This is a genomic window from Mesorhizobium sp. LjRoot246, from assembly GCF_964254115.1.
In the GTDB taxonomy this organism is placed as follows: Bacteria; Pseudomonadota; Alphaproteobacteria; order Rhizobiales; family Rhizobiaceae; genus Mesorhizobium.
In genome coordinates, this window is record NZ_CAXUSN020000001.1 from 5,249,271 (window position 1) to 5,270,851 (window position 21,581).

At 62.7% G+C, this 21,581-nt stretch carries 18 protein-coding genes; 15 read left to right on the forward strand and 3 right to left on the reverse strand.

Features of this window, described 5'->3' with window-relative positions:
• The first annotated feature begins 97 nt into the window (after positions 1–97).
• The 4 genes from ACSQ3L_RS25830 to ACSQ3L_RS25845 all read left to right on the forward strand — a co-directional run bounded on the left by ACSQ3L_RS25830 (position 98) and on the right by ACSQ3L_RS25845 (position 4,093).
• Positions 98–1,033 (forward strand): substrate-binding domain-containing protein, encoded by a 936-nt coding sequence (locus tag ACSQ3L_RS25830; protein WP_436162476.1) that lies wholly within the window; start codon positions 98–100, stop codon positions 1,031–1,033.
• Positions 1,034–1,150: 117 nt separating this feature from the next.
• Positions 1,151–2,137 carry an ABC transporter permease gene (locus ACSQ3L_RS25835; protein ID WP_436162477.1) on the forward strand — a complete coding sequence of 329 codons (987 nt, stop codon included), beginning with the start codon at positions 1,151–1,153 and terminating at the stop codon, positions 2,135–2,137.
• A 3-nt stretch (positions 2,138–2,140) separates the two neighbouring features.
• Positions 2,141–2,932 (forward strand): ATP-binding cassette domain-containing protein, encoded by a 792-nt coding sequence (locus ACSQ3L_RS25840; protein ID WP_436162478.1) that lies wholly within the window; start codon positions 2,141–2,143, stop codon positions 2,930–2,932.
• A gap of 138 nt (positions 2,933–3,070) precedes the next feature.
• A complete protein-coding gene (locus ACSQ3L_RS25845; RefSeq protein WP_436162479.1) occupies positions 3,071–4,093 on the forward strand; it encodes a LacI family DNA-binding transcriptional regulator in 1,023 nt (340 codons plus the stop codon).
• 340 nt (positions 4,094–4,433) lie between these two features.
• Here ACSQ3L_RS25845 and ACSQ3L_RS25850 read toward each other — a convergent pair whose 3' ends face one another.
• A complete protein-coding gene (locus tag ACSQ3L_RS25850) occupies positions 4,434–5,024 on the reverse strand; it encodes a TetR/AcrR family transcriptional regulator (protein WP_292180380.1) in 591 nt (196 codons plus the stop codon).
• A gap of 242 nt (positions 5,025–5,266) precedes the next feature.
• Between ACSQ3L_RS25850 and ACSQ3L_RS25855 the strand changes: the two genes are divergently transcribed.
• The 10 genes from ACSQ3L_RS25855 to ACSQ3L_RS25900 all read left to right on the forward strand — a co-directional run bounded on the left by ACSQ3L_RS25855 (position 5,267) and on the right by ACSQ3L_RS25900 (position 17,826).
• The gene (locus ACSQ3L_RS25855; protein ID WP_436162480.1) at positions 5,267–5,515 is read left to right on the forward strand and encodes a hypothetical protein; all 249 of its coding nucleotides are present in this window, start codon (positions 5,267–5,269) and stop codon (positions 5,513–5,515) included.
• Positions 5,509–8,685, forward strand: a complete 3,177-nt coding sequence (locus ACSQ3L_RS25860; protein WP_436162481.1) for an efflux RND transporter permease subunit — start codon at positions 5,509–5,511, stop codon at positions 8,683–8,685. The genes ACSQ3L_RS25855 and ACSQ3L_RS25860 overlap by 7 nt, the downstream gene beginning before the upstream one ends.
• Positions 8,686–8,704: 19 nt before the next feature.
• Positions 8,705–9,856: an efflux RND transporter periplasmic adaptor subunit gene (locus tag ACSQ3L_RS25865; protein WP_436162482.1), complete on the forward strand. Its 1,152-nt coding sequence runs from the start codon at positions 8,705–8,707 to the stop codon at positions 9,854–9,856.
• 309 nt (positions 9,857–10,165) lie between these two features.
• On the forward strand, positions 10,166–10,858 hold the full coding sequence (locus ACSQ3L_RS25870; protein WP_436162483.1) for a GntR family transcriptional regulator: 693 nt from the start codon (positions 10,166–10,168) through the stop codon (positions 10,856–10,858).
• 35 nt (positions 10,859–10,893) lie between these two features.
• Positions 10,894–12,000 carry a mandelate racemase/muconate lactonizing enzyme family protein gene (locus tag ACSQ3L_RS25875; RefSeq protein WP_436162484.1) on the forward strand — a complete coding sequence of 369 codons (1,107 nt, stop codon included), beginning with the start codon at positions 10,894–10,896 and terminating at the stop codon, positions 11,998–12,000.
• A gap of 119 nt (positions 12,001–12,119) precedes the next feature.
• On the forward strand, positions 12,120–12,884 hold the full coding sequence (locus ACSQ3L_RS25880; RefSeq protein ID WP_436162485.1) for an SDR family oxidoreductase: 765 nt from the start codon (positions 12,120–12,122) through the stop codon (positions 12,882–12,884).
• 417 nt (positions 12,885–13,301) lie between these two features.
• Complete coding sequence (locus tag ACSQ3L_RS25885; protein WP_436162486.1) at positions 13,302–14,276, forward strand: ABC transporter substrate-binding protein; 975 nt, start codon at positions 13,302–13,304, stop codon at positions 14,274–14,276.
• 77 nt (positions 14,277–14,353) lie between these two features.
• Positions 14,354–15,439 carry a quaternary amine ABC transporter ATP-binding protein gene (locus ACSQ3L_RS25890; RefSeq protein ID WP_436162487.1) on the forward strand — a complete coding sequence of 362 codons (1,086 nt, stop codon included), beginning with the start codon at positions 14,354–14,356 and terminating at the stop codon, positions 15,437–15,439.
• Positions 15,436–17,418: an ABC transporter permease gene (locus ACSQ3L_RS25895; RefSeq protein WP_436162488.1), complete on the forward strand. Its 1,983-nt coding sequence runs from the start codon at positions 15,436–15,438 to the stop codon at positions 17,416–17,418. Before ACSQ3L_RS25890 ends, ACSQ3L_RS25895 begins: the two co-directional genes overlap by 4 nt.
• Before the next feature lie 30 nt (positions 17,419–17,448).
• Complete coding sequence (locus ACSQ3L_RS25900) at positions 17,449–17,826, forward strand: GFA family protein (protein ID WP_436162489.1); 378 nt, start codon at positions 17,449–17,451, stop codon at positions 17,824–17,826.
• Between the two features lie 15 nt (positions 17,827–17,841).
• On the opposite strand, the gene ACSQ3L_RS25905 is transcribed toward ACSQ3L_RS25900, so the two are convergent.
• On the reverse strand, positions 17,842–19,200 hold the full coding sequence (locus ACSQ3L_RS25905; protein WP_436162490.1) for an NAD(P)-binding domain-containing protein: 1,359 nt from the start codon (positions 19,198–19,200) through the stop codon (positions 17,842–17,844).
• A 458-nt stretch (positions 19,201–19,658) separates the two neighbouring features.
• Between ACSQ3L_RS25905 and ACSQ3L_RS25910 the strand changes: the two genes are divergently transcribed.
• Positions 19,659–20,375, forward strand: coding sequence for a helix-turn-helix domain-containing protein (locus ACSQ3L_RS25910; RefSeq protein WP_436162491.1), 717 nt, complete (start codon positions 19,659–19,661; stop codon positions 20,373–20,375).
• Between the two features lie 158 nt (positions 20,376–20,533).
• Here the strand turns inward: ACSQ3L_RS25910 and ACSQ3L_RS25915 are convergent, their stop codons facing one another.
• Complete coding sequence (locus ACSQ3L_RS25915; RefSeq protein ID WP_127270288.1) at positions 20,534–21,574, reverse strand: heme-dependent oxidative N-demethylase family protein; 1,041 nt, start codon at positions 21,572–21,574, stop codon at positions 20,534–20,536.
• Positions 21,575–21,581 lie beyond the last annotated feature (7 nt).

Below are 21,581 nucleotides of genomic sequence, written 5' to 3' on the forward strand. Positions count from 1 at the left end.
AAAGGGAATGCTCTGACGCATTCAACCGGCACTGGCAAAAGACGCAAAACAAGGGACGGATTTTTGAACTGACCATCTACAAACGGGAGGAAATCAAATGCTGACACGGCTAAGACTCGTTCTATACGGCCTGTTGGTGGCGCTGACGATTGTTCCGGCAGCGGCACAGGCCAAGACGTTCTACTGGATTTCGCATGGCGGCCCGGCCGATCCGGTCTGGACCTACTTCCTGGCCGGCGCCAAGCAATGGGCCAAGGACACCGGCAACACGGTCAACACCTCGTTCCACAATGGCGATGTCGCCTCGCAGCAGGAAGCGGTTCGCGCCGCCCTCTCCGCCAAGGCCGATGGCATCGTCACCACGAGCCCCGATCCGGGCAGCCTGATCGAGATCGTCAAGGAAGCGCGGGCGGCGAAAGTGCCGATCATCAATTTCAACACGCCCGACCCGAAAGCCGACTTCAACGCCTATGTCGGCGGTGACAACGTCACCTTCGGCAAGCACTGGGCGCAGTATCTGGTCGACAAGGGCCTGGTGAAGAAGGGCGACTTCGTCTGGATGCCGGTCGAAATCCCGGGCGCCACCTACGGCGTGCAGGAAGAAGAAGGCATCAAGAGCGTCTTCGAGCCGCTCGGCATCACCTATGAAATCACCGAAGCGACGCTCGACCAGGCCGAAGCCATCAACCGCATGGTCGACTATCTCACGGCCAACAAGGCCAAGGTCAAGGCGATCATCGGCCTCGGCGATCTCGTCACCGGCTCGATCAAGCGTGTGTTCGACCAGGCCGGCATCAAGGCGGGCGAAATCCCGGTCGTCGGCTGGGGCAACTCGCTTGACACCACCCAGGAAGTGCTGAGCGGCTACGTCAATGCCGGCCAGTGGCAGGATCCGCAGGCGACCAGCTATGTCGCGCTCTCGCTGGCCAATATGGCGGCCAGCGGCATTCCTCCGGGCTTCAACGTCATCACCGGCGCGCTCTACGAAAAGGACACCGCGCAGGTCTACGACGACATCCTGTCCGGCAAGTAACACTCCAACCCTAGCAGTCGCGACCGCCCGGCGGTCGCGACTGCCGCTCCATTCTCGCCGAGCCCTTCGCACGCGAATGTGCAACGCTCAGCCTTCCACTCATGTCGCGGATTGCCTGTGGAAAATCGTTCGCCCATCCAACACCTGATCGCACGGCCTGAATTCGGCCCCCTGGTGCTGCTCGTCGTCGAGATTGCCGTTTTCTGGAGCATCAACCACGACTTCCTGTCGCCGCAGAACATCTCCAACACGCTGGCTTTCACGGTCGAGCTCGGCCTGATCGCGCTGGCGATGACGCTGTTGATGACGTCGGGCGAATTCGACCTCTCGGTCGGCTCGCTGTTCGGTTTCTCGCCGGTCTTGATGTGGACGTTGTTCAACAGCGGCCTGACTTCACTGGAAGTCGGCTTTGTCGTCGCGCTGCTGGTTGCCGCCTTCATCGGGCTGGTCAATGGCTGGTTCGTGACACAGCTCAAGATCCCGTCCTTCCTGGTGACTCTCGGCATGCTGCTGGTGGTACGCGGCACCGCTCTTTTCGTCACCGACGGTTTTCCGCAGCGCACCTGGAGTGCGGAAGGCAGCTGGTTGGCCGAAGCGCTGGTCGGCGATTTCTTCGTCGGTCCATTCCGCATCTACATGTCGCTGTTCTGGTTCATCGCCGCGGCCATCGCGCTCGGCTACGTCCTGACGCAAAGCCGCACCGGCAACTGGATCCAGGCGGCCGGCGGCAACCCGAGTGCTGCAAGGGCGCGCGGCGTCAATGTCAGCGGCGTCAAGATCGGCCTTTTCGTGCTGTCGTCGGTCATGGCTTCGCTTGCCGGCGTCATCTCTTCGCTGCGCACGTCGGCAGCCAACCCCAACAGCGGCACCGGCTATGAGCTCGAGGTCATCGCCATGGTGGTGATCGGCGGAACCGCGCTGACCGGCGGGCGCGGCACGATCATCGGCACCGTGCTCGGCATCCTGATCCTGCGCGTGATGCGCAACGGCATCGTGCTGATCGGCGTGCCCGGCCTTGCCTACAACATCTTCATCGGCGCCATCATCCTTGGCATGATGGCGCTGCATTCATGGCTGGAACGCCGGCATCAGGCAGGGACTTGAACCATGGCCGAGCCACTGATCCGCATGACGAACATCCGCAAGTCCTATGGCCGCGTGCAGGCGCTGGAGGATGCCAATTTCCACGTCAATGAACGGGAGATCGTCGGTCTGCTCGGCGACAATGGCGCCGGCAAGTCGACGCTGATCAAGGTGCTTTCGGGTGCCGTGCCGCTGACCAGCGGCGACATCTTTATCCGCGGCAAGAAGGTGAGCCTGCGCAACACCGGCGACGCCATCGCCCAGGGCATCGAGACGATCTACCAGGATTCGGCGCTGGTCACGCAACTGTCGATCGCCCGCAATTTGTTCCTCGGGCGCGAGCCGATCAAGCCGCCGCGCTTCCTCAATCGGATGGACCAGGACGCGATGAACACGGTCGCCCGCGACCTGCTCAAGCAGGTCGGCATCTCGAAGAACATCCCGCCGACGACGCCGATCGGCTCGTTGTCGGGCGGCGAGCGCCAGGCAGTGGCGATCGCGCGCGCCATGCATTTCGACAGCGACCTGATCATTCTCGACGAGCCGACCAACAATCTCGGCGTCGCTGAAACACAGGGCGTGCTGAGCTTCGTGCGCAACGCCCGCGATTCCGGCCATTCCTGCATTTTCATCGCGCACAACATCCACCATGTCTTCCAGGTGGTCGACCGTATCGTCGTCATGCGCCGGGGCAAGGTGGTCGCCGACGACATCGACCCGAAGAAGACCAGCGTGGCGGAAGTCGAGCGGATCATCACCGGCATGTCGGACAAGGAAATCCGCGATGCCATCGCCGATGGCAAGCCATCGCACTAAGAACGGGTGATGGGCGGCAATCACCCGTCACCTCAAATCGCATCGCTTGTCTGGCGCGGCATCGCAGGGCGTATAGGGTTGCGGCATGAAAGCCACCGTCTCGGATATTCCCCGCAATTGCGGGCTGTGGGTAGCGGCATGAAAGCCACCGTCTCCGATATCGCGCGCAATTGCGGGCTGTCGACCGCAACGGTCGACCGGGTGCTAAATAACCGGCCAGGTGCGAGTGCGGCCAACCGGCAGCGCGTCATGGAGGCTGCCAAGCAGCTTGGCTATCTGCCGGTCGCCGATCAGGTGACGCTGCCTTCGCGGCCCGCCCACCTCGAATTCCTGCTGCCGATCGGCAGCAACGCCTTCATGCGCGACCTCGCCGGACATATCGAGGACTACGCCGCACGCCTGCCGCTTGTCGCCTCGTGCCGGATTCACAACCTCGCAGGGATTTCGCCGAACGCACTGCAGAGCGCTGTCGAAAACCTGTCGCTCAGGGCCAATGGCGTCGGTGTCATCGCCGTCGATCATCCGCGCACGCGAAACATACTGCGCGACATCGTCGACGCCGGCATGCGCCTGGTGACGCTGGTGTCCGACGTTCCGGCAGCACCGCGCTCGGCCTATGTCGGCATCGACAACCGGGTGGCGGGGCGAACGGCGGCGCTGCTGATGGGACGCTTCCTTGGCGGCCGCACCGGCCATCTGGCGATGGTCGTCGGCTCACGCTCCTATCGCGGCCACGAGGAACGCGAAATGGGTTTCCGCTCGGTGCTCAATGAGGAGTTCCCTAACCTGACCGTCAGCAGCGCCGTCGAGATCAACGACGAGCCCGACGTTAGCTACACCGAGACCATGAAGGCGCTGCACAACGAGCCGGAGCTGCTCGGCATCTATTGCGTCGGGGCCGGACACTCGGGCGTTGCAAGGGCGATCCGGGAGGCCAGGCCAAACCGCAAGCCGGTGTTCATCTGCCACGACCTCACCAAGGACACGCGCGGCCATCTCGTCGACGACCTGCTCGATGTCGTCATCGACCAGAATGCCCGGCTGATCGCCGAGCAGTCGGTCATCCGCCTGCTCGGCTCAATTGCGTCCTCGGCGCCTTACCTGACGAAAAAGTTCATCGAGCCGCGCGTGATCTTCAAGGAAAATGTGCCGGTTCAATAAGTTAGCGCGCCGGATCAAGGTCGCGTTGTTCGGATTTGTAGGAGGATTGGTGCGTGGTGCGGCAATTCTGCACACCTGCTATGCAACTTTTATCATTGCCGAATCATTGGGCAAATCGTAGGTTCTGGTTGTCGGCCATCTACTCCTCCCAGATGCGATGCCGACGCTGAGTGGGGTGCACCTCCTCCCGCGCCACATTCGAAATCGAGCCCGCTGCCACCTCCTCCCGGCAGCGGGCTTTTTTCGTTCTGCCGTCGGAAACTCCGGTGCGGCCTGCGCCAAGGGCGCCAGGCATCGCCCCGGTCACAGATCGGTAAATCGCCAACAGTCGCGCCGGATTTCAACCGGCGGCGGTGCCCCGGAAGGAAACGATCAACCCTTCGGCCATGCGCACGAACTGCGTGCTCGGACCTTCGGTACCCACGGTCTGCACGCTGACACGCGCGCCCTCGATCAGCAGCGACAGCGTATCCGCGAGCAGTTCGGCCTGACCAATGCCGGCATCCCGACACAGCGCCACAAGGCGCGAGCGCTGGGCTTCCTTGAGCTCCTTGATGACCAGCCTGGCCGGATGGTCCGGCTCGGTCAGTTCAGCGGCGGCGTTAGCCATGTCACAGCCACGGCCGTCAGCATTGAGCATGGCAGCCGCCTTGCGAACCCACGCATGCAGTTGGGCGAGCTTGTCGCCAGGAAATTCGGCCTCGAACGCATCCCACATAGCGCCGGCCTTGGCCGCATTGGCGCGCAGGCATTCGACGATCAGCTCGTCCTTGGATTCGAAGTGACGATAGAGCGTCATCTTGTTCGTGCCGGCAGCTTCGGTGATGGCGTCGACGCCGACGCCTTTGATGCCATGCTTGTGGAACATGTCGCGTGCCGTCTCCAAGATTCGATCCCGGGGACGAGAGCGCTCCACGACGCCGTCTGTCATCATGATCTCCTTTCGTTTCCAAAAAACCCTCGGCCACCTCTTGACTAGGGTGTTACCGGTCTGTAACTTCCAGATGTTACTTACTGGTAACACCTATGTTGCCCTCCGTCAATAACAAGGCCGTGATCTGGTCCTGCCAGACGAGAGGGACGGGGAACTGCCAATCATGCGGCCTCGGCCGGTGAAGAGATGAAAACGGTTCGCGAGCATGGGCTGCGAATCGACAGACAAGGAGCCGGCCAATGCCACAGCGCCGCGATCTTACCATAGATGAAGCCGTCCGGGATCCGATGATCCGGCTGGTCATGAAAGCCGATGGCGTCGACCCGCGCGCCTTCGAGACGATGCTGCGCTCGCTCGCCGATGCGCAGCGCGACGAGGTGCCGTTGCTGCGTTCGCGGGACGGTGACAAGCGCGGCCAGAGGCTGTCCAGGGTTGCCAGCGCCTTCGGGCGGGCAAGAGCAGCGGGAGAGGCGTGCGTGTCGTGGTAAACTTTTTCATTCATCGTCCGATCTTCGCTTCAGCGATCGCCATCATCATGGTGCTCGCCGGGACAATTTGTTATTTCCTGCTGCCCGTTTCGCAGTTTCCCGACATCACACCGCCGCAGGTCGTGGTCAGCGCCCATTATCCGGGCGCCAGCGCGCAAGTGGTGGCCGACACGGTGACGACGCCGCTTGAGCAGCAGATCAACGGCGTGCAAGGCATGACCTACATGTCGTCGACGAGCTCCAATGACGGCTCCTCGACCATCACCATCACCTTCGATGTCGGTTATTCGCTGAGCACTGCCGCCGTCGACGTCCAGAACCGCGTCTCGCAGGCCGCCTCGTCGCTGCCGGCGATCGTCAACCAGGGCGGCGTGACGATCAAGAAGCAGAACCCGAACTTCGTCCTGATCGTCAACCTGACCTCGCCCGACAGTTCGGTCGATCCGGTGGCGCTGAGCAACCTTGCCTATCTGCAGGTTGTCGATCCGCTGAAGCGCCTGCCTGGCGTCGGCGACGTACAGATCTTCGGCGAACGGCGCTACTCGATGCGCGTTTGGCTCGATCCGGACAAGCTTGCCAATCTCGGCATCACCGCGGTCGACGTACAAAACGCCATCGCCGAACAGAACGTCCAGGTGGCGGCCGGCAAGATCGGCCAGTCGCCGGCACCGGCCGGCACCGCCTTCGAAATGCAGGTCAACGCTGTCGGCCGCTTGAGCGACCCGAAGGAATTCGGCGAGATCGTCGTGCGCGCCAACACGGACACCGGCTCGCTGGTCAGGCTGCGCGACGTCGCCCGCATCGAGCTCGGCGCGCTGCAATATTCGTCGTCCGCCTTCTTCGGCAAGGAACCGACCGTGGTGCTCGCCGTCTACCAGATGCCCGGCTCCAACGCGCTCGATTTGCAGCAGCGCGTCAAGGACAAGATGCAGGAGCTGTCGGGCCGTTTCCCGAAGGGTGTCTCCTATGCGATGCACTATGACACGACGCGCTTCGTCTCGGCGTCGATGCATGACGTGCTGATCACGCTCGGCGAAGCGCTGGTGCTGGTCGTCGCCGTTGTGTTCATCTTCCTGCAAAGCTGGCGCACGACGATCATCCCAACCATCGCCATTCCGGTGTCGCTGGTGGCGACGCTGGTCGTCATGGAAATGCTCGGCTTCTCGCTCAACATGCTCTCCCTGCTCGGCATGGTGCTTGCGATCGGCCTCGTCGTCGACGACGCCATCGTCGTGGTCGAGAATGTCGAACGACAGCTGGAGGCCGGGCTTAAGCCGCTGGCAGCGACCAAAGCCGCGATGGCCGAGGTCACCGGCCCGATCATCGCCACCACCGCCGTGCTGATGGCGGTGTTCGTGCCGGTTGCCTTCATTCCGGGCGTCTCCGGCAAGCTCTATAACCAGTTCGCGCTGACGGTGGCGATTTCCGTCGGCATCTCGGCCTTCAACTCGCTGACGCTGAGCCCCGCGCTCAGCGCCGCCTTCCTGCGCCATCGAGGTGAGACGCAGTTCGCCCCGTTCCGTTGGTTCAACACCGGCTTCGACAGGCTGTCGCATGCCTATGCCAACGGCGTGCGTATTCTTATCCGCTTGCGCTGGATCATGCTCGGCCTGTTCGCGGCCGGGCTGGTCGCCACCTACTTTGTCTGGCAGCGCCTGCCTTCGACCTTCCTTCCGGTCGAGGACCAGGGCTACTTCTTCGTCGTCATCCAGTTGCCCGACGGCGCGTCGCTGGAACGCACCGACGCGGTGGCGCAAAAGGCGCGCGACATCCTGCAGGCAACGCCCGGCGTCGAAATCGTCGGCTCGATCAGCGGCCTGAACTTCCTGACTAGTGCCGCACAGTCGAATTCGGCGGTCGAATTCGCCATCCTGAAGCCATGGGAAGAACGCGGCCCCGACCAGAGCGCCTCGAAGCTCGTCGCCGACGTGCGCGGCAAGCTGATGCAGATCCCGGAAGCCTTTGCGCTGAGCTTCGATCCGCCGTCGATCCCCGGTATCGGCACCACGGGCGGCTTCGAATTCGTCGTAGAGGATCTCACTGGCCGCGGCAGTTCCGCGCTCAACGACGCCACGCAAGCCGTGATCGCCGAGGCGCGCAAGCAACCCGAGATCAATCCGCAGCAGCTGTTCTCGCCGTTCTCGACCTCGACGCCGCAGTTCAACTACGACCTCGACCGCAGCAAGGCCAAGCTGCTTGGCCTCAACCTGCCCGATGTCTTCAGCACGCTGCAGATCTATCTCGGCTCCCTCTACGTGAACGACTTCAACCTGTTCGGCCGCACCTTCCGGGTGACCATCCAGGCCGACAAGGATGCACGTGCGGGCGCAGCCGACATTTCGCGGCTCTATGTGCGCAATGCCTCGGGCGGCATGGTGCCGCTCAGCACGCTGGGCAAGCTCGTGCCCTTCGTCGGTCCGGAAACCGTGCCGCACTACAACAACAACGCCTCGGCCTCGATCAATGGCGGTGCCGCACCCGGCTTCTCCTCGGGCCAGGCGGTTGCCGCGATGGAACGAGCCGCCGCCACGGCGCTACCCAGGGATTTCGGTTTCGAATGGACCGGCATCACCTTCCAGGAGCTCAAGGCAGGATCGATCGCGTCCGTCGTCTTCGGCCTCGCCATTGTCTTCGTCTTCCTGATCCTGGCGATGCAGTATGAGAGCTGGGCGATGCCGTTCATGGTGCTGCTGGCGGTGCCACTGGCCTTGTTCGGCGCCTTCGTAGCTTTGTTGCTGCGTGGCATGCAGATCGACGTCTACTCGCAGATCGGTTTCGTCATGCTGATCGGCCTGGCGGCGAAGAATGCGATCCTGATCGTCGAATTCGCCCGGCGACGGCGCGAGGAAGGCCTCAGCATCGTCGACGCGGCGATGGAAGCGGCACGGCTCAGGCTGCGGCCGATCCTGATGACGGCCTTCGCCTTCATCCTCGGCGTGCTGCCGCTGATGTTTGCGACCGGCGCCGGCGCGGCGAGCCGGCAGTCGATCGGCACCACCGTGTTCGGCGGCATGGTCGCAGCGACCATCCTGTCGCTGGTGTTCGTGCCGGTGTTCTACGCGGTCATCGAACAGCTGCGCGAACGCCGCGGCAATGACGAGCCCGCCTCTCAAGACAATGAACCAACTGCTGAGCACGCCTTGCCGCCCCTGGCGGAAGCGGCCGAATAAGTAAGATTGGAGACTAATCATGCGTAAATGGAAAATCGCGTTGGGAACGGCCGTCGCCTTGGGAGCGATCTCGGTGGCCAGCGTTCACCTGCTCGACATGGGCAATCTCAGCCTCAATGCCGGCACAGCGGGTGCGGCGCCCGCACCGGCGGCGTTCGTCATGCCGGTGCCGGTGGTCAGCGTCGTCAAGAAGACGATCCCGATCTATCTCGATTATGCCGCTCGGACTGAACCGATCCGCAGCATCACCTTGCAGGCCAGGATTCCCGGCTATCTGCAGGAGCAGACCGCCGCCGACGGTGTCGATGTCCGGCAAGGCGATCTTCTCTACAAGATCTCGCCTGACGACTTCCAGGCAGCTCTTGATCAGGCGAAGGCGCAGGTGCAGCGCGACACAGCAACGCTCGACTATGCCCGCTCCAATCTCGGCCGTGGCTCCGAGCTCGCCAAGAGCGGCTACCTCGCCAAGGACGGCTTCGACCAGCGCACCAGCACCTTGCGCGAGGCACAGGCGTCGCTGGCGCTCAACCAGGCGGCGGTCCGCACGGCCGAGCTCAATTTGAGCTATGCCGAAATCCGCGCGCCGTTTGGCGGGCGCCTTGGCCGCAACCAGGCCTCGGTCGGAACGCTGGTCAGCGTCGCTGGCACCGTGCTCAACACGCTGGTGCAGCTCGACCCGATCTACGTCACCTTCAACCCAAGCGAAACGGATCTGGCCGAGATCGAGCAGGCCCGCGCGAACGGCCCGATCGAGGTCGAGGTGCTGCTTCCCGGCCAGACCGAGGCCAGCCAGAAGGGCGAACTCACTTTCATCGACAATTCGGTCGACCGCTCGACCGGCACGATCACGGCACGCGCGACGATCGGCAACGGCAAGTTCACGCTGCTGCCGGGCCAATATGTTCGTGTCCGGCTGCATGTGAGAGAGCAGGCCGACGCGCTGATGGTGCCGCAGACGGCGCTGGGTTCCAGCCAGCTCGGCAAATATCTCTACGTCGTCGGCAAGGGCAACACGGTCGATCAGCGGCTGGTTTCACTTGGGCCGACGAGCGGCGATCAGGTCGCCATCCTGAGTGGCGTCGCCGAGGGCGACCAGGTGATCACGGGCAATCTGCAAAAGATCGGTCCCGGAGCGCCGGTGTCGCCGATACCGGAAAAGCCGGCCACCTGAACACCCCCGTCAGGACCCGGCTTCAGCGCGGCGCCCCGACCTTCCCACAGGTCGCGGGCGCCGCTCGACCGTTTGGAGTTGTGCCGGAAACTGACCGACAAGCAGACTTCGGGAGCGGCTGCAAGAATCGAAGTCACGGGAACAACCCCAACTCGGCTTCCCCACCGAGGAGCGGATCGGCTTCTACGGCCGCGCCGCCTGAGATCGAAAGGCCGACCTGCCAACGGTTCCCAAGAATCCAAAAATGACCTCTTGTTAGATTGTCGACAATCTGCTTGTCTTGCTTTCGGTTTCCTTGGGAGCAGCCGAATGGCGAAAGCGGATTTCAGTCCAATCGCGGACACGACGCGCCGCGCCGAGATCGTCGCGCTGCTTCGGCGCGCGATCCTGACCGGGCAACTCGAACCGGGCCAGAAGCTCAACGAACTCCGGATTTCCGAACAGATGCGGGTCAGCCGCGCGCCGTTGCGCGAGGCGATGCGCGAGCTGGTGCAGGAAGGCATCCTGACCAGCATTCCCTATGCCGGCACCTTCGTCATCGAGGTTACCGCCAAGGACATCGACGATGCCTATTCGCTCAACAAGGTGTTGGACGAGTTCGCCATCGAGCGGACATGGCCACTGCGCGACCAGCGCTTCTTCGACGAGCTCGACCGGCGCCACGAAGCGGTGAAGCAGGCGACACGTGCGTTGGACACGACACGCCAGATCGAAACCGCGCTACAGCTGCATGGCCTGATCTACGAATGGGCCGACAATTCGGTGCTGCTGGAAACATGGCAAAGGCTGACCAGCCGGCTGCAGATGTATTTTGCGATCCACCAGCAGGCACGCAACGAGGCGGTGCCGGCCGAAGACATTCATGAGACCTATGTGCGGTTGCTGAAGGGCAAGGACGTGCATGCAGCCCAGCGCCATGCCAGGGAGCACATCGATCTCGATTTCGAAGAGCTTCTCGCCTATGCGCGCGGCCTCGAACAGCGCCCGTCGAAAGGCATCTGACCCGTTTCCACCATCACAGACAGCGGACAAGACACGTGCGTATCCAAACCATCAAAGCCTACCATGTCGTTCAGCCTTTCGTGGACGGACCCTACCGCATGTCCAAGGGACGCGTTGCCGACGCCTTCGACGCGGTGATCGTGTCGATCACCTCCGACAGCGGGCTGACCGGCTGGGGCGAGATGGCGCCGCTCGGCAATTTTTACTCAGCCGCCTTCCCGGCCGGCACCCGCGCCGGCGTGCCGGAGATCGCGCCGCATCTGATCGGCCACGATCCGCGCGGGCTTGCCAGCATCGGCCGGCTGATGGACACGGTGTTCAAGGGCCATCCCTACATCAAGTCGGCGCTCGACATGGCCTGCTGGGATCTGGCGGCGCGAGCCGCCGATGTGCCGCTGGTGACGCTGCTGGGCGGCAAGGAGAGCGATACCGCAGAACTCTACAAGGTCGTCACACACGGCAGCGTCGACGCCATGGCCGCGCTGGCCAAGCGGATCGTCAAGGACGGCTTCCACCGGCTGCAGGTCAAGGTCGGCGGCAATGTCCATGACGACATCGAGCGCGTCGCCGCGGTCGCCGCTTCGGTGCCGAAAGGCACGGTCATCTTCTGCGACGCCAATGCCGGCTGGACACCCTACCAGGCGCGCCAGTTCGCCGACGCCACGCGCGCCATCGACTACACGTTCGAGCAGCCCTGCACCACGATCGATGAGAACATGTCGGTTCGCCGCATGCTCGACAAGCCGATGGTGCTCGACGAATCCGTCACCTCCCTCGAGGAAATGCTGGAAATCCATCGCCGGGGTGCAGCCGACGGGCTGACGCTGAAAATCTCGCGGCTCGGCGGCGTGACGAAGACGCGCCAAATCCGCGACGTTGCCGTCGACCTCGGCTTCATGATCACGGTCGAGGACACGGGCGGCGCCGAGATCGACACCGCTGCCATGGCGCACCTGTCGCTGTCGACGCCGGAGGAGCGCCGGCTGCATGCGATTGCCTTCCATGAATGGGTGACGGTGCGCACCGCGTCCAACATGCCGCCGGTCACCGGGAGCCGCATGGGCATTCCGGACGGACCCGGCCTCGGCATCGATGTCGTTCCCGATTTGCTTGGTACGCCGTTCTTCGAAGTCGGCCGCTGAGATGAAAATCCGCGGCATCAAGGCCACGCCGATCAACCTTCGCCTCGAGGCGCTTGCGAACTGCGCTTGATCGAAGCATGGCTCAGCGCATACCCTCCCTGGGACAGGGAGGGCTATCGATGGATCTTTTCAAGCTGGACGGCGATGTGGCGCTGGTCACCGGCGCCGGCAGCGGTATCGGCCAGGCAATCGCGATCGGATTGGCCGAGGCAGGCGCCGACGTCGCCTGTTTCGGCCATGCGTCGAAGGGTGGACTGGACGAAACCGCGCACAGGATAACAGCACTTGGCCGCAAGGCGCTGGTGCTGACCGGCACGGTGACGTCGCAAGGCGATCTCGCGGCGGCGATCGATCGCGTCGAGGCGGAGCTCGGTGCACTGACCGTCGCCGTCAACAATGCCGGCATTGCCGGCTCCGAACCCGCCGAGACGCTGTCATTGGAAAAATGGCAGAAGGTGCACGAGGTCAATGTTGCCGGCGTCTTCCTGTCCTGTCAGGCCGAAGCGCGCAAGATGCTGGCGCGAGGCAAGGGCTCGATCATCAACATCGCCTCGATGTCGGGCACCATCGTCAACCGTGGCCTGACGCAAGCGCACTACAATTCGTCGAAAGCCGCCGTCATCCACATGTCGAAAAGCCTCGCCATGGAGTGGGCCGATCGCGGGCTGCGCGTCAATGTCGTCAGCCCGGGCTACACGCTGACGCCGATGAACAAGCGGCCGGAGGTGGCCGAAGAGGTGAAGATCTTCAAGCGCGACACGCCGATGGGGCGTATGGCTGCGCCTGAGGAAATGGTCGGGCCGACCGTGTTCCTGGCCAGCCGCGCCTCGAGCTTCGTCACCGGCCTCGACCTGATCGTCGATGGCGGCTACGTCTGCTGGTAGGGTTCGACGTAGCTTGCAGTCCGAATTATACATCCCGCGAGGCGTTAGTCGTTGCGCGGCATGAACCTTGGTATATATAATTTCATCCTATGAAACTGCCTTGGCGAGAAGGGGCTTGCCGGGCCGACAGCCGAGAGCATGGGAACCTTGATGGCTCGCATCTTGCAAGGCGCCGCAGGAGTAGCAATTGATCCGCAGATGATCGCTGCCGCAGCGATCCGTCGGCAGCCATGACGCTGGCACTTCAGTCCTATTCCGCCATCACCAGAATTGAGCACCATATTGCCTGCGCTGGCCAAAGCCAGGGCAACAATTTGGTGCCGACGGCCTTGCGCAAAGACCAGCCTTTCCAACACAATCAAGAAAAGCCGCAAGAAGGGAACGAACGATAATTTCACAGCTTGAAGGAGAACAAGCATGTCATTTCGCAGCCAGATCTCGAAACTGTCGATGGGCGCCGTCGCGCTCGCGACGCTAAGCCTGCTGACACCGTCCGCCCAAGCCGCCGCACCCGAATCCAACGACCCGATCAAGATCGCCCTGTTTGACTGGACCAGCGTCAATCTGAACGCCAAGATCCTCGGCGGCATCCTGGAAAAACTCGGCTACACCGTCGAATATCCGACCGCCGACTATCTCTCCAGCCTGACCACGGGCCTCACCAATGGCGATCTCGATGTCGGCCTGGAATTCTGGGACACGACCGCCGGCGAGGCCATGAAGGCTTCCGACGCGACCGGCCAGACCGAACGGCTCGGCAAGCTCGGCCCCAAGGCCAAGGAAGAATGGTGGTTTCCCGAATACATGAAGGAGAAATGCCCCGGCCTGCCCAACTGGGAAGCGCTGAAGGATCCGAAATGCGCGGAAGCCTTCTCGACGGCGGAGACCGCACCGAAGGGTCGCTATCTCGGTGGCCCGGTGACCTGGGAAGGCTTTGACGACGAGCGAGTCGAGGCGCTGAAACTGCCCTTCACCGTCATCCATGCCGGCACCGACGCGGCGATGTTCGCCGAGCTGGACTCGGCCTATCAGCGCAAGGCGCCGATCATGCTGTGGATCTACTCGCCGCACTGGGCGCCGGCCAAATACAAGGGCGAGTGGGTTGAATTCCCCGAATACACGCCCGAGTGCTACAGCGACCCGAAATGGGGCACCAATCCCGACGCCAAATATGATTGCGGCAAGCCGCATGGCGAGATCTGGAAATACTCCTGGGCCGGCATGAAGGACAAATGGCCGGTCGCCTACAAGGTAGCGAAGGCCTACACGGTCGACACCGACGAGCTCAACAAGATGAGCGGCGAGATCGACCTCGGCGGCAAGACGCCGGAAGACATCGCCGCCGCCTGGATCGCCGCCCATGAGGCAGACTGGAAAGCCTGGGCGCAGTGACCGTTCCGACTGGAAAAATGAGACCCGGCTGCTGATCAGCCGGGCCTCACTTGTTGATATTCCAGAAGGAAATTTGAATGACGGACAAGACTGAACAGGGGTCCAATGGGGCGGGCACGCCAAAAGATGCCCGTCCGATAAAGCTTGCCTGCCGCAATGTCTGGAAGCTGTTCGGATCGAACGCGGCCAATTTCATCCGCGAACGCGACGGCAAGGCCAGCATGGCCGATGTCACCGCGGCCGGGCTGGTCGGCGCGGTGCGCGCGGTCGACCTCGAAATCCGCCAGGGCGAGATTTTTATCATCATGGGCCTGTCGGGCTCCGGCAAGTCGACGCTGGTGCGCTGCATGTCGAGGCTGGTCGAGCCCACCCATGGCAAGGTCGAATTCGAGGGCAAGGACCTCCTGAAAATCTCGGATGCGGCGCTGATCGAATTGCGGCGCCATCGCATGGGCATGGTGTTCCAGAATTTTGCCCTCTTGCCGCATCTCAACGTGCTGGAGAACATCGCCTTCCCGCTAAGCATTCAGGGGCAGGACCGGGCGACACGTGAAGCGCGAGCCCACGAGGTTATCGAGCTTGTTGGGCTCCGTGGCCGCGAGCATTTCTATCCGCGCGAATTGTCCGGCGGCCAGCAGCAGCGTGTCGGCATCGCGCGCAGCCTGGCGACAAAACCGGAAATCTGGTTCCTCGACGAGCCGTTCTCGGCGCTCGATCCGCTGATCCGCCGCGAAATGCAGGACGAGCTGATGCGGCTGCAGACAATGCTGCACAAGACCATCGTCTTCATCACCCATGATTTCGACGAGGCCATCCGCCTGGCCGATCGCATCGCCATCATGAAGGACGGCGAGGTCATCCAGATCGGCACGCCGGAAGAACTGGTGGTCAATCCGGCGACCGACTATGTCGCCGAGTTCACCCGTGACGTAGACCGCGCCAAGGTGATCTCTGCACGCAGCCTGATGCGCGCCTGCGACGGCTCGGAGCATGGTGGCACGGTTACCCCAGATGCCAAGATCGCCAGCTTCTCGGCCGGTATCGTTGCTGCCAACAAGCCGTTCGCGGTGATCAACGGCACCGGCAAGCCGATCGGCGAGGTGACGCCGCAAGCGGTGATCGATCTGCTGGCCGGCATTGAGCGTCCCGGAGCCGGCGCATGACGGTGACGGCAAGCGCCAGCGAGGCAAGGTCGCGGCCAATTCAGATCTGGCTGCTGATTTGGGCGTTCGCGCTTGCCGCCGTGCTTGTCGTTTTCCTGCTGCAGGACAGAATTCCGTGGGCCGTCAACTATCCGGCCAGCGCCGTCGTGCCGGTCGCCGACTGGGTCAGCGCGCTGATGCGCTGGATCAAGTCGAACCTGTCGTGGCTGACCCGCTCGATTACCGCGGTGCTCGGCGTTCCCCTCGATTTCGCGCTCGATCTGCTGGCCAAGAATTTCAAGATCGGCCATGGCGCCGAGGCCTATCTCCTGCCGCGCCTGTCCTGGGTCGGCGTCTGCGCTGCCGCCTTCCTCGCCGGACATGCCGTTGGCGGCAGAAAGCTCAGCCTGCTGGTTGGTGGCTGCTTTCTCTACATCGCGCTGTTCGGCCAATGGACCAGCGCCATGCTGACGCTGGCGTTGATTTCGATCGCCGTGCCGTTCTGCATCGTCACCGGGCTGTTCGCCGGCATCTGGGCGTGGCGCAAGCCGTGGGCCGAAAGGCTCATCGTCTCCCCTGCCCTGGACCTGATGCAGACGATCCCGACCTTCGCCTATCTCATTCCGATGCTACTGCTGTTCGGCAACAGCCCGGTCTCGGCGATGATCGCGACCGCCATCTTCGCCACCCCGCCGATGGTGCGGGCGACGATGCTGGGGCTGTCGCGTGTACCCTCCGAGATCGACGATTTCAGCGAGATGGCCGGCTGCACGGCGCGGCAGAAACTGTGGCGGGTGCTTTTGCCCTCGGCGCGGCCGACGCTGATGGTCGGCGTCAACCAGGTCATCATGCTGGCGCTGAACATGGTCATCATCGCCTCGATGATCGGTGCCGGCGGCCTCGGCTACGACGTGCTGTTGGCGCTGCGCGCACTGAAGGTCGGTGAGGCGATGGAAGCCGGCCTCGCCATCGTCGCGCTGGCCATCGCGCTCGACCGGCTGAGCCAGGCCATCGCGCACAAGCAGGCCAAGGGCCATGTCCATCGGGAGATGAGCCCGAGCCTCTGGCGGCGCTACCCCAATCTGTCGCTGGCCATCGCCATCCTTGTCGTGACGACGCTGCTCGGCCTGTTTGTGCCGGCCTTCGCGGCGGTGCCGAAAGCGATCACCTTCACTACGGCGCCGCTGTGGAAGGCGGCGGTGAATTGGGTGACGATCAATTTCTTCGACACGATCGAAGCGTTTCGTGTGGCGCTCATCCTCAATTTGCTGAACCCGCTGCGCGCCTTTTGCGAAGGTTTTCCCTGGCTCGGCGCGGTGTTCCTGCTCGGCCTTGCCGGTTATCAACTCTCCGGGCCGCGGCTGGCCGTTCTCGTCGCGGCGCTGACCGCCTTCTGCGCCATCACCGGCCTGTGGGAAAAGACCATGGCAACGGTCTATCTCTGCGGCATCTCGGCCTTCATCGCCTGCCTGATCGGCATCCCGATCGGCCTGATGGCTTCGCGCAGCGACCGTTTCGAGAAGATCGTCACACCCATCATCGACACGTTGCAGGTGCTGCCGTCCTTCTGCTTCATCATTCCGGTGGTGATGCTGTTTCGGGTCGGCGACGTCACCGCGATGATCGCAACGATAGCCTTCGCCGTGGTGCCGGCGATCCGCTACACCAATCACGGCATCAGGCAGGTGCCGCCAGCGCTGATCGAGGCGGCCAAGGTTTCCGGCTGCACGCCGCGCCAGACCTTCTTTCGCGTGCAGTTGCCGCTGGCGCTGCCGGAGATCATGCTTGGCGTCAACCAGACGATCCTGATGGCACTGGCAATGATCATCATCTGCGCCATGGTCGGCACGCGCGATCTCGGCCAGGAAGTGTTCATCGCGCTGTCCAAGGCCGATTCCGGCCGCGGCATCGTCGCCGGCCTCGCCATCGCCTTCATCGGCATCGTCGCCGACCGGCTGTTCAGCGCCTGGACGGCGAAGGCCAGGGCAAGGCTCGGGTAGGATTCTGCTGCCCCAACACAGGAGAGAGTGATGACCGACCGGACAGCGCGCTGCACCTGCGGCCAATTGCAAATCCGCTGCCCGCAAGAGCCGGCCAAGGTGTCGCTTTGCCATTGCCTGGACTGCCAGCGGCGAACCGGCAGTCCGTTCGGGATCGCCGCTTTCTTCGATGCCGCAGCGATCGAGATCAGCGGCTCATTCCAGACGTACCAACGCGATTCCGACAGCGGCTTTCCCGTCACCTTCCATTTCTGCGGAACGTGCGGCTCGACGGTCTTCTGGTATCCATCACGAAAATCGGCGGCGGTGGCCGTCGCTGTCGGCTGTTTCGGAGACCCGTCATTCCCAGCGCCGACGCAGTCCGTCTACGGCGAGAATCGCCACGGCTGGGTCGCGGTGCCGGCCTGACGGCAAACCGATCCGTTATTCCGCCGCGACGCCCTTCACCTCGAGATAGCTCTCCATCGAATCGTCCAGCGCCTGCAGCCATGGCGTATGATGCAGCGGCGCCATGGTGCCGGTCATCAGCGAGCGGTAGGCGTGGTCGCGGAAGCTCATGATGTCTTCGCCCTTGTGGTGTTCCCACTCCATGAAGGTCTGGTTGACCGCCTCGACGTCGAAGCCGGGATAGTCGGTCTGGTCCATCAATTCCTTGGTGTAGTCGCCCTGGAACCAGATCATTTGCTCGGCGTCTTCGAGTGTCTCCTCGCGCGCCCGCCATTTCGCGCCGTGCTCCGCCATCGCCTCGGCCGACGGCAGCTTGATGCGTCCCATGATGACGTCGCGGGCGAACCAGGCCTGCGCGTCGAACATGTTGAAGGTGTAGAACTGGTCCTGCATGCCGATATAGGAGAGCTGCGGATTCTTCTCCCAGACGACGCCTTCATAGAGATCGAGCGGCCACATGCGGTTGGCGGTCTTGAGCTTCAGATCGTCGGTCAAGAAGGGGAAGGAATGCAGGTAGCCGGTGCACAGGATGATGGCATCAACGTCTTTCGTGGTGCCATCCTTGAAATGCGCGGTCTTGCCGACGACCTTCTGCAGCAGCGGCACCTCTTTCCAATTCTCCGGCCATTTGAAGCCCATCGGCTTCGAGCGGTAGCTGGAGGTGATGGATTTGGCGCCGTATTTGTAGCATTGCGAGCCGATGTCCTCGGCCGAATAGGAGCGGCCGATGATCAGAATATCCTTGCCCTTGAACTCCATCGCGTCGCGAAAATCATGGCTGTGCAGGATGCGGCCGTTGAAGGTCGAAAAGCCCTCGAAATAGGGCACGTTGGGCACCGAGAAGTGGCCGGAGGCGACGACGACATTGTCGAACTCTTCCGAGTAGGTGACGTCGTTGGTGCGGTCATGCGCGGTGACGGTGAACTTCTTCGTCGCCTCGGAGAAGGTGACCATGCGCACCGGGCTGTTGAAACGCACCCATTTGCGCAGGCCTGATTTTTCGACGCGGCCCTTGATGTAGTCCCACAGTACGGCGCGCGGCGGATAGGAGCCGATCGGCCGGCCGAAATGCTCCTCGAAAGTGTAGTCGGCGAATTCCAGGCATTCCTTCGGTCCGTTCGACCAGAGGTAGCGGTACATCGAGCCGTGCACCGGGTCGCCATGCTCGTCGAGGCCGGTCCGCCAGGTGTAGTTCCACAGGCCGCCCCAGTCGGACTGCTTTTCGAAGCAGACGATTTCGGGAATGTCGGCGCCTTTATCGGCGGCCGATTTGAAGGCCCTGAGCTGTGCCAGGCCGGACGGTCCGGCTCCGATGACGGCAACGCGACTTTTCATGGCAGGCCTCCCGATCTGATTTCGGCTTTTGTCTCGACGCAAATCCCGACGGAACTGTTTTGCGATTTCCTGGAATTGCTCTTACGAAACAAATTTCACTCACAGGACAGTAATTGGCCCTTTCGTGCTGTCAACAGCCCCGTGCGGAAACAAGGTTCCGCGGTGGTGGATTTCAGGCGAAAATCCATGATAGGAATTTTTTCTTGACTCCGTGACGTCAGCTATGGTACATATTTACCTATGGTGCTGATTTGCGCCAGTGACCCGCCGCAGAGGCGGGTTTTTCGTTTAATACTCCGTCAGCCTACGCGCCAGCGAAGGCTCCGAAGGAACACGTTAGCCCGAGTTCGTAGCCCTGCATGCGCCTTCAGGCGACTTGCCGTCGCGGTTGCGCTCCTGTATCGGCACCTGACATGTTCACCTAGAGTGAAATAAATCCGCAAAGTGCCGGGGGCGACATGGCGAAGACAGTTTCCGATTCCAAGGCTGGTCCTGCCGGTCCAAAGGCCAAGCCGCTGCCAAAAGTTTCGGCCGACGGGAAAACCATTCGCGCGCCGCTGACGCAGAACCCGCATGCCATTCGCGACACCCGCGAGAAAGTTCTGGAGGTGGCGATCGGCCGCGAGGTACGGGCGTTCCGCAAGAAGCTCGGCATCACCGTCGCCGATCTCGCGGTCGCCACCGACATTTCGCTGGGCATGCTGTCGAAGATCGAAAATGGCATTACTTCGCCGTCGCTGACCACCTTGCAGGCGCTGTCACGCGCGCTCGGCGTCCCGGTGACAGCCTTCTTCCGCCGCTTCGAGGAAGAGCGGAGCGCCGTCTTCGTCAAGGCCGGCGAAGGCCTCGATGTCGAGCGTCGTGGCACCCGCGCCGGCCACCAGTACAATCTGCTCGGCCATATCGGCTCCAACACCAGCGGCGTCGTCGTCGAACCCTATCTGATCACGCTGACCGAGGATTCCGATGTGTTTCCGACCTTCCAGCATGAGGGTATGGAGTTCCTCTACATGCTCGAAGGCGAGGTCGTTTACCGGCACGGCAGCAATCTCTATCCGATGAAGCCCGGCGACAGCCTGTTCTTCGACGCCGACGCGCCGCACGGGCCGGAGCAGCTGACGAAGCTGCCGATGCGCTATCTGTCGATCATCTGCTATCCGCAGAGCGCGGGTTGAGCAGGACGCAAGCAGCCCCCTCACCCGGATTGCCAACCGAATTGCGAAGGGCAATTCGGGGCAATCCGACCTCTCCCCGAGGGGAGAGGAGCTAGCGTTGGCGATCTCTTCTCCCCTCGGGGAGAAGGTGGCCGCGAAGCGGCCGGATGAGGGGGTCTTCAGTCCGGCCCAAACCCCGGGCTGGTCGCACTGCCATCATCCAGCTTCGACAACCACTCGACCAACGCCGGGCGATAGCGCGTCAGGCCCTTGTAGTTGGCGAGTTCGTCGGGAAGGTCGCGGATGACACGGTGCAGGCGCCGTGCCCATTTCGGCTGCGTCACCAGCTCGTCCATCTTGATCAGATAGCAACGGATGGGAAAGACGATGCCGTTGGAGCGTGGCAGGCGCCAGAAGCTCTGTAACTCGACGCGCAGGTGCACCTTGTCGCCGACATTCTCCGGCGTCACCGTCGCCCGGTCCGGACCCCATTTGTGATAATTTTCGGGGCTGGTGTCGAGACGCGGATTGATCGTCATCGTCCAGTTCAGCCGCCGGGCCGGCTTGCCTTGCTGGATGTTGGTGAGGAATTTCAGCGCCCTGACGAAAATCCCCTTCTCATGCGCCAGCGGCACCGGCGCATGCCACTCGAAGAAGTTCATGCCGATGTCGAAATCGAGCGACCAGTCGGCCTGGGTGGTGACCATGCCGGCATCCATCCACAGATTGCCGTCGCGCTGGTCGAGGATGCAGAAATCGCCCTGGCTCTGCCGGGTGATGTATTCCATCGGCCCGTAAGGCAGCGTCGAGGTGTCGCCGAAGGTGAAGGTGTCGTCAATGCCGAGCGGCCGGTTGATCCAGCGCCAGCGATCGCCGTCGCGCGTCAGCGTGAAATGCTCGGGATAGCCCAGCGCCTGCTGCTCCATCAGCAGTTCCAGCAGGTCCCAGCCGGCCAGCGTCATGTGCGGCAGCGACTGGCAGCGCAGCGGATCCTCGGCCAGCACCAGCGCGCGGTCCTGCATCTCGGCGACATAATGCTCGTCGACGTCGATCAGGTTTTCAAGCACGCTGCCCCTGGGTCCGACGACATGCGGCTCGATGTTGACCGCATACATGTAGGCGTCTTCGTGGAACGGGAACGGAAACCGCCTGATGTGCTCCGGGCTGTTCTTGAAGGTGAAGTCGTCGCGGAACGTTTCCTTGCGAAAGGTGATGCCCATGATTTTC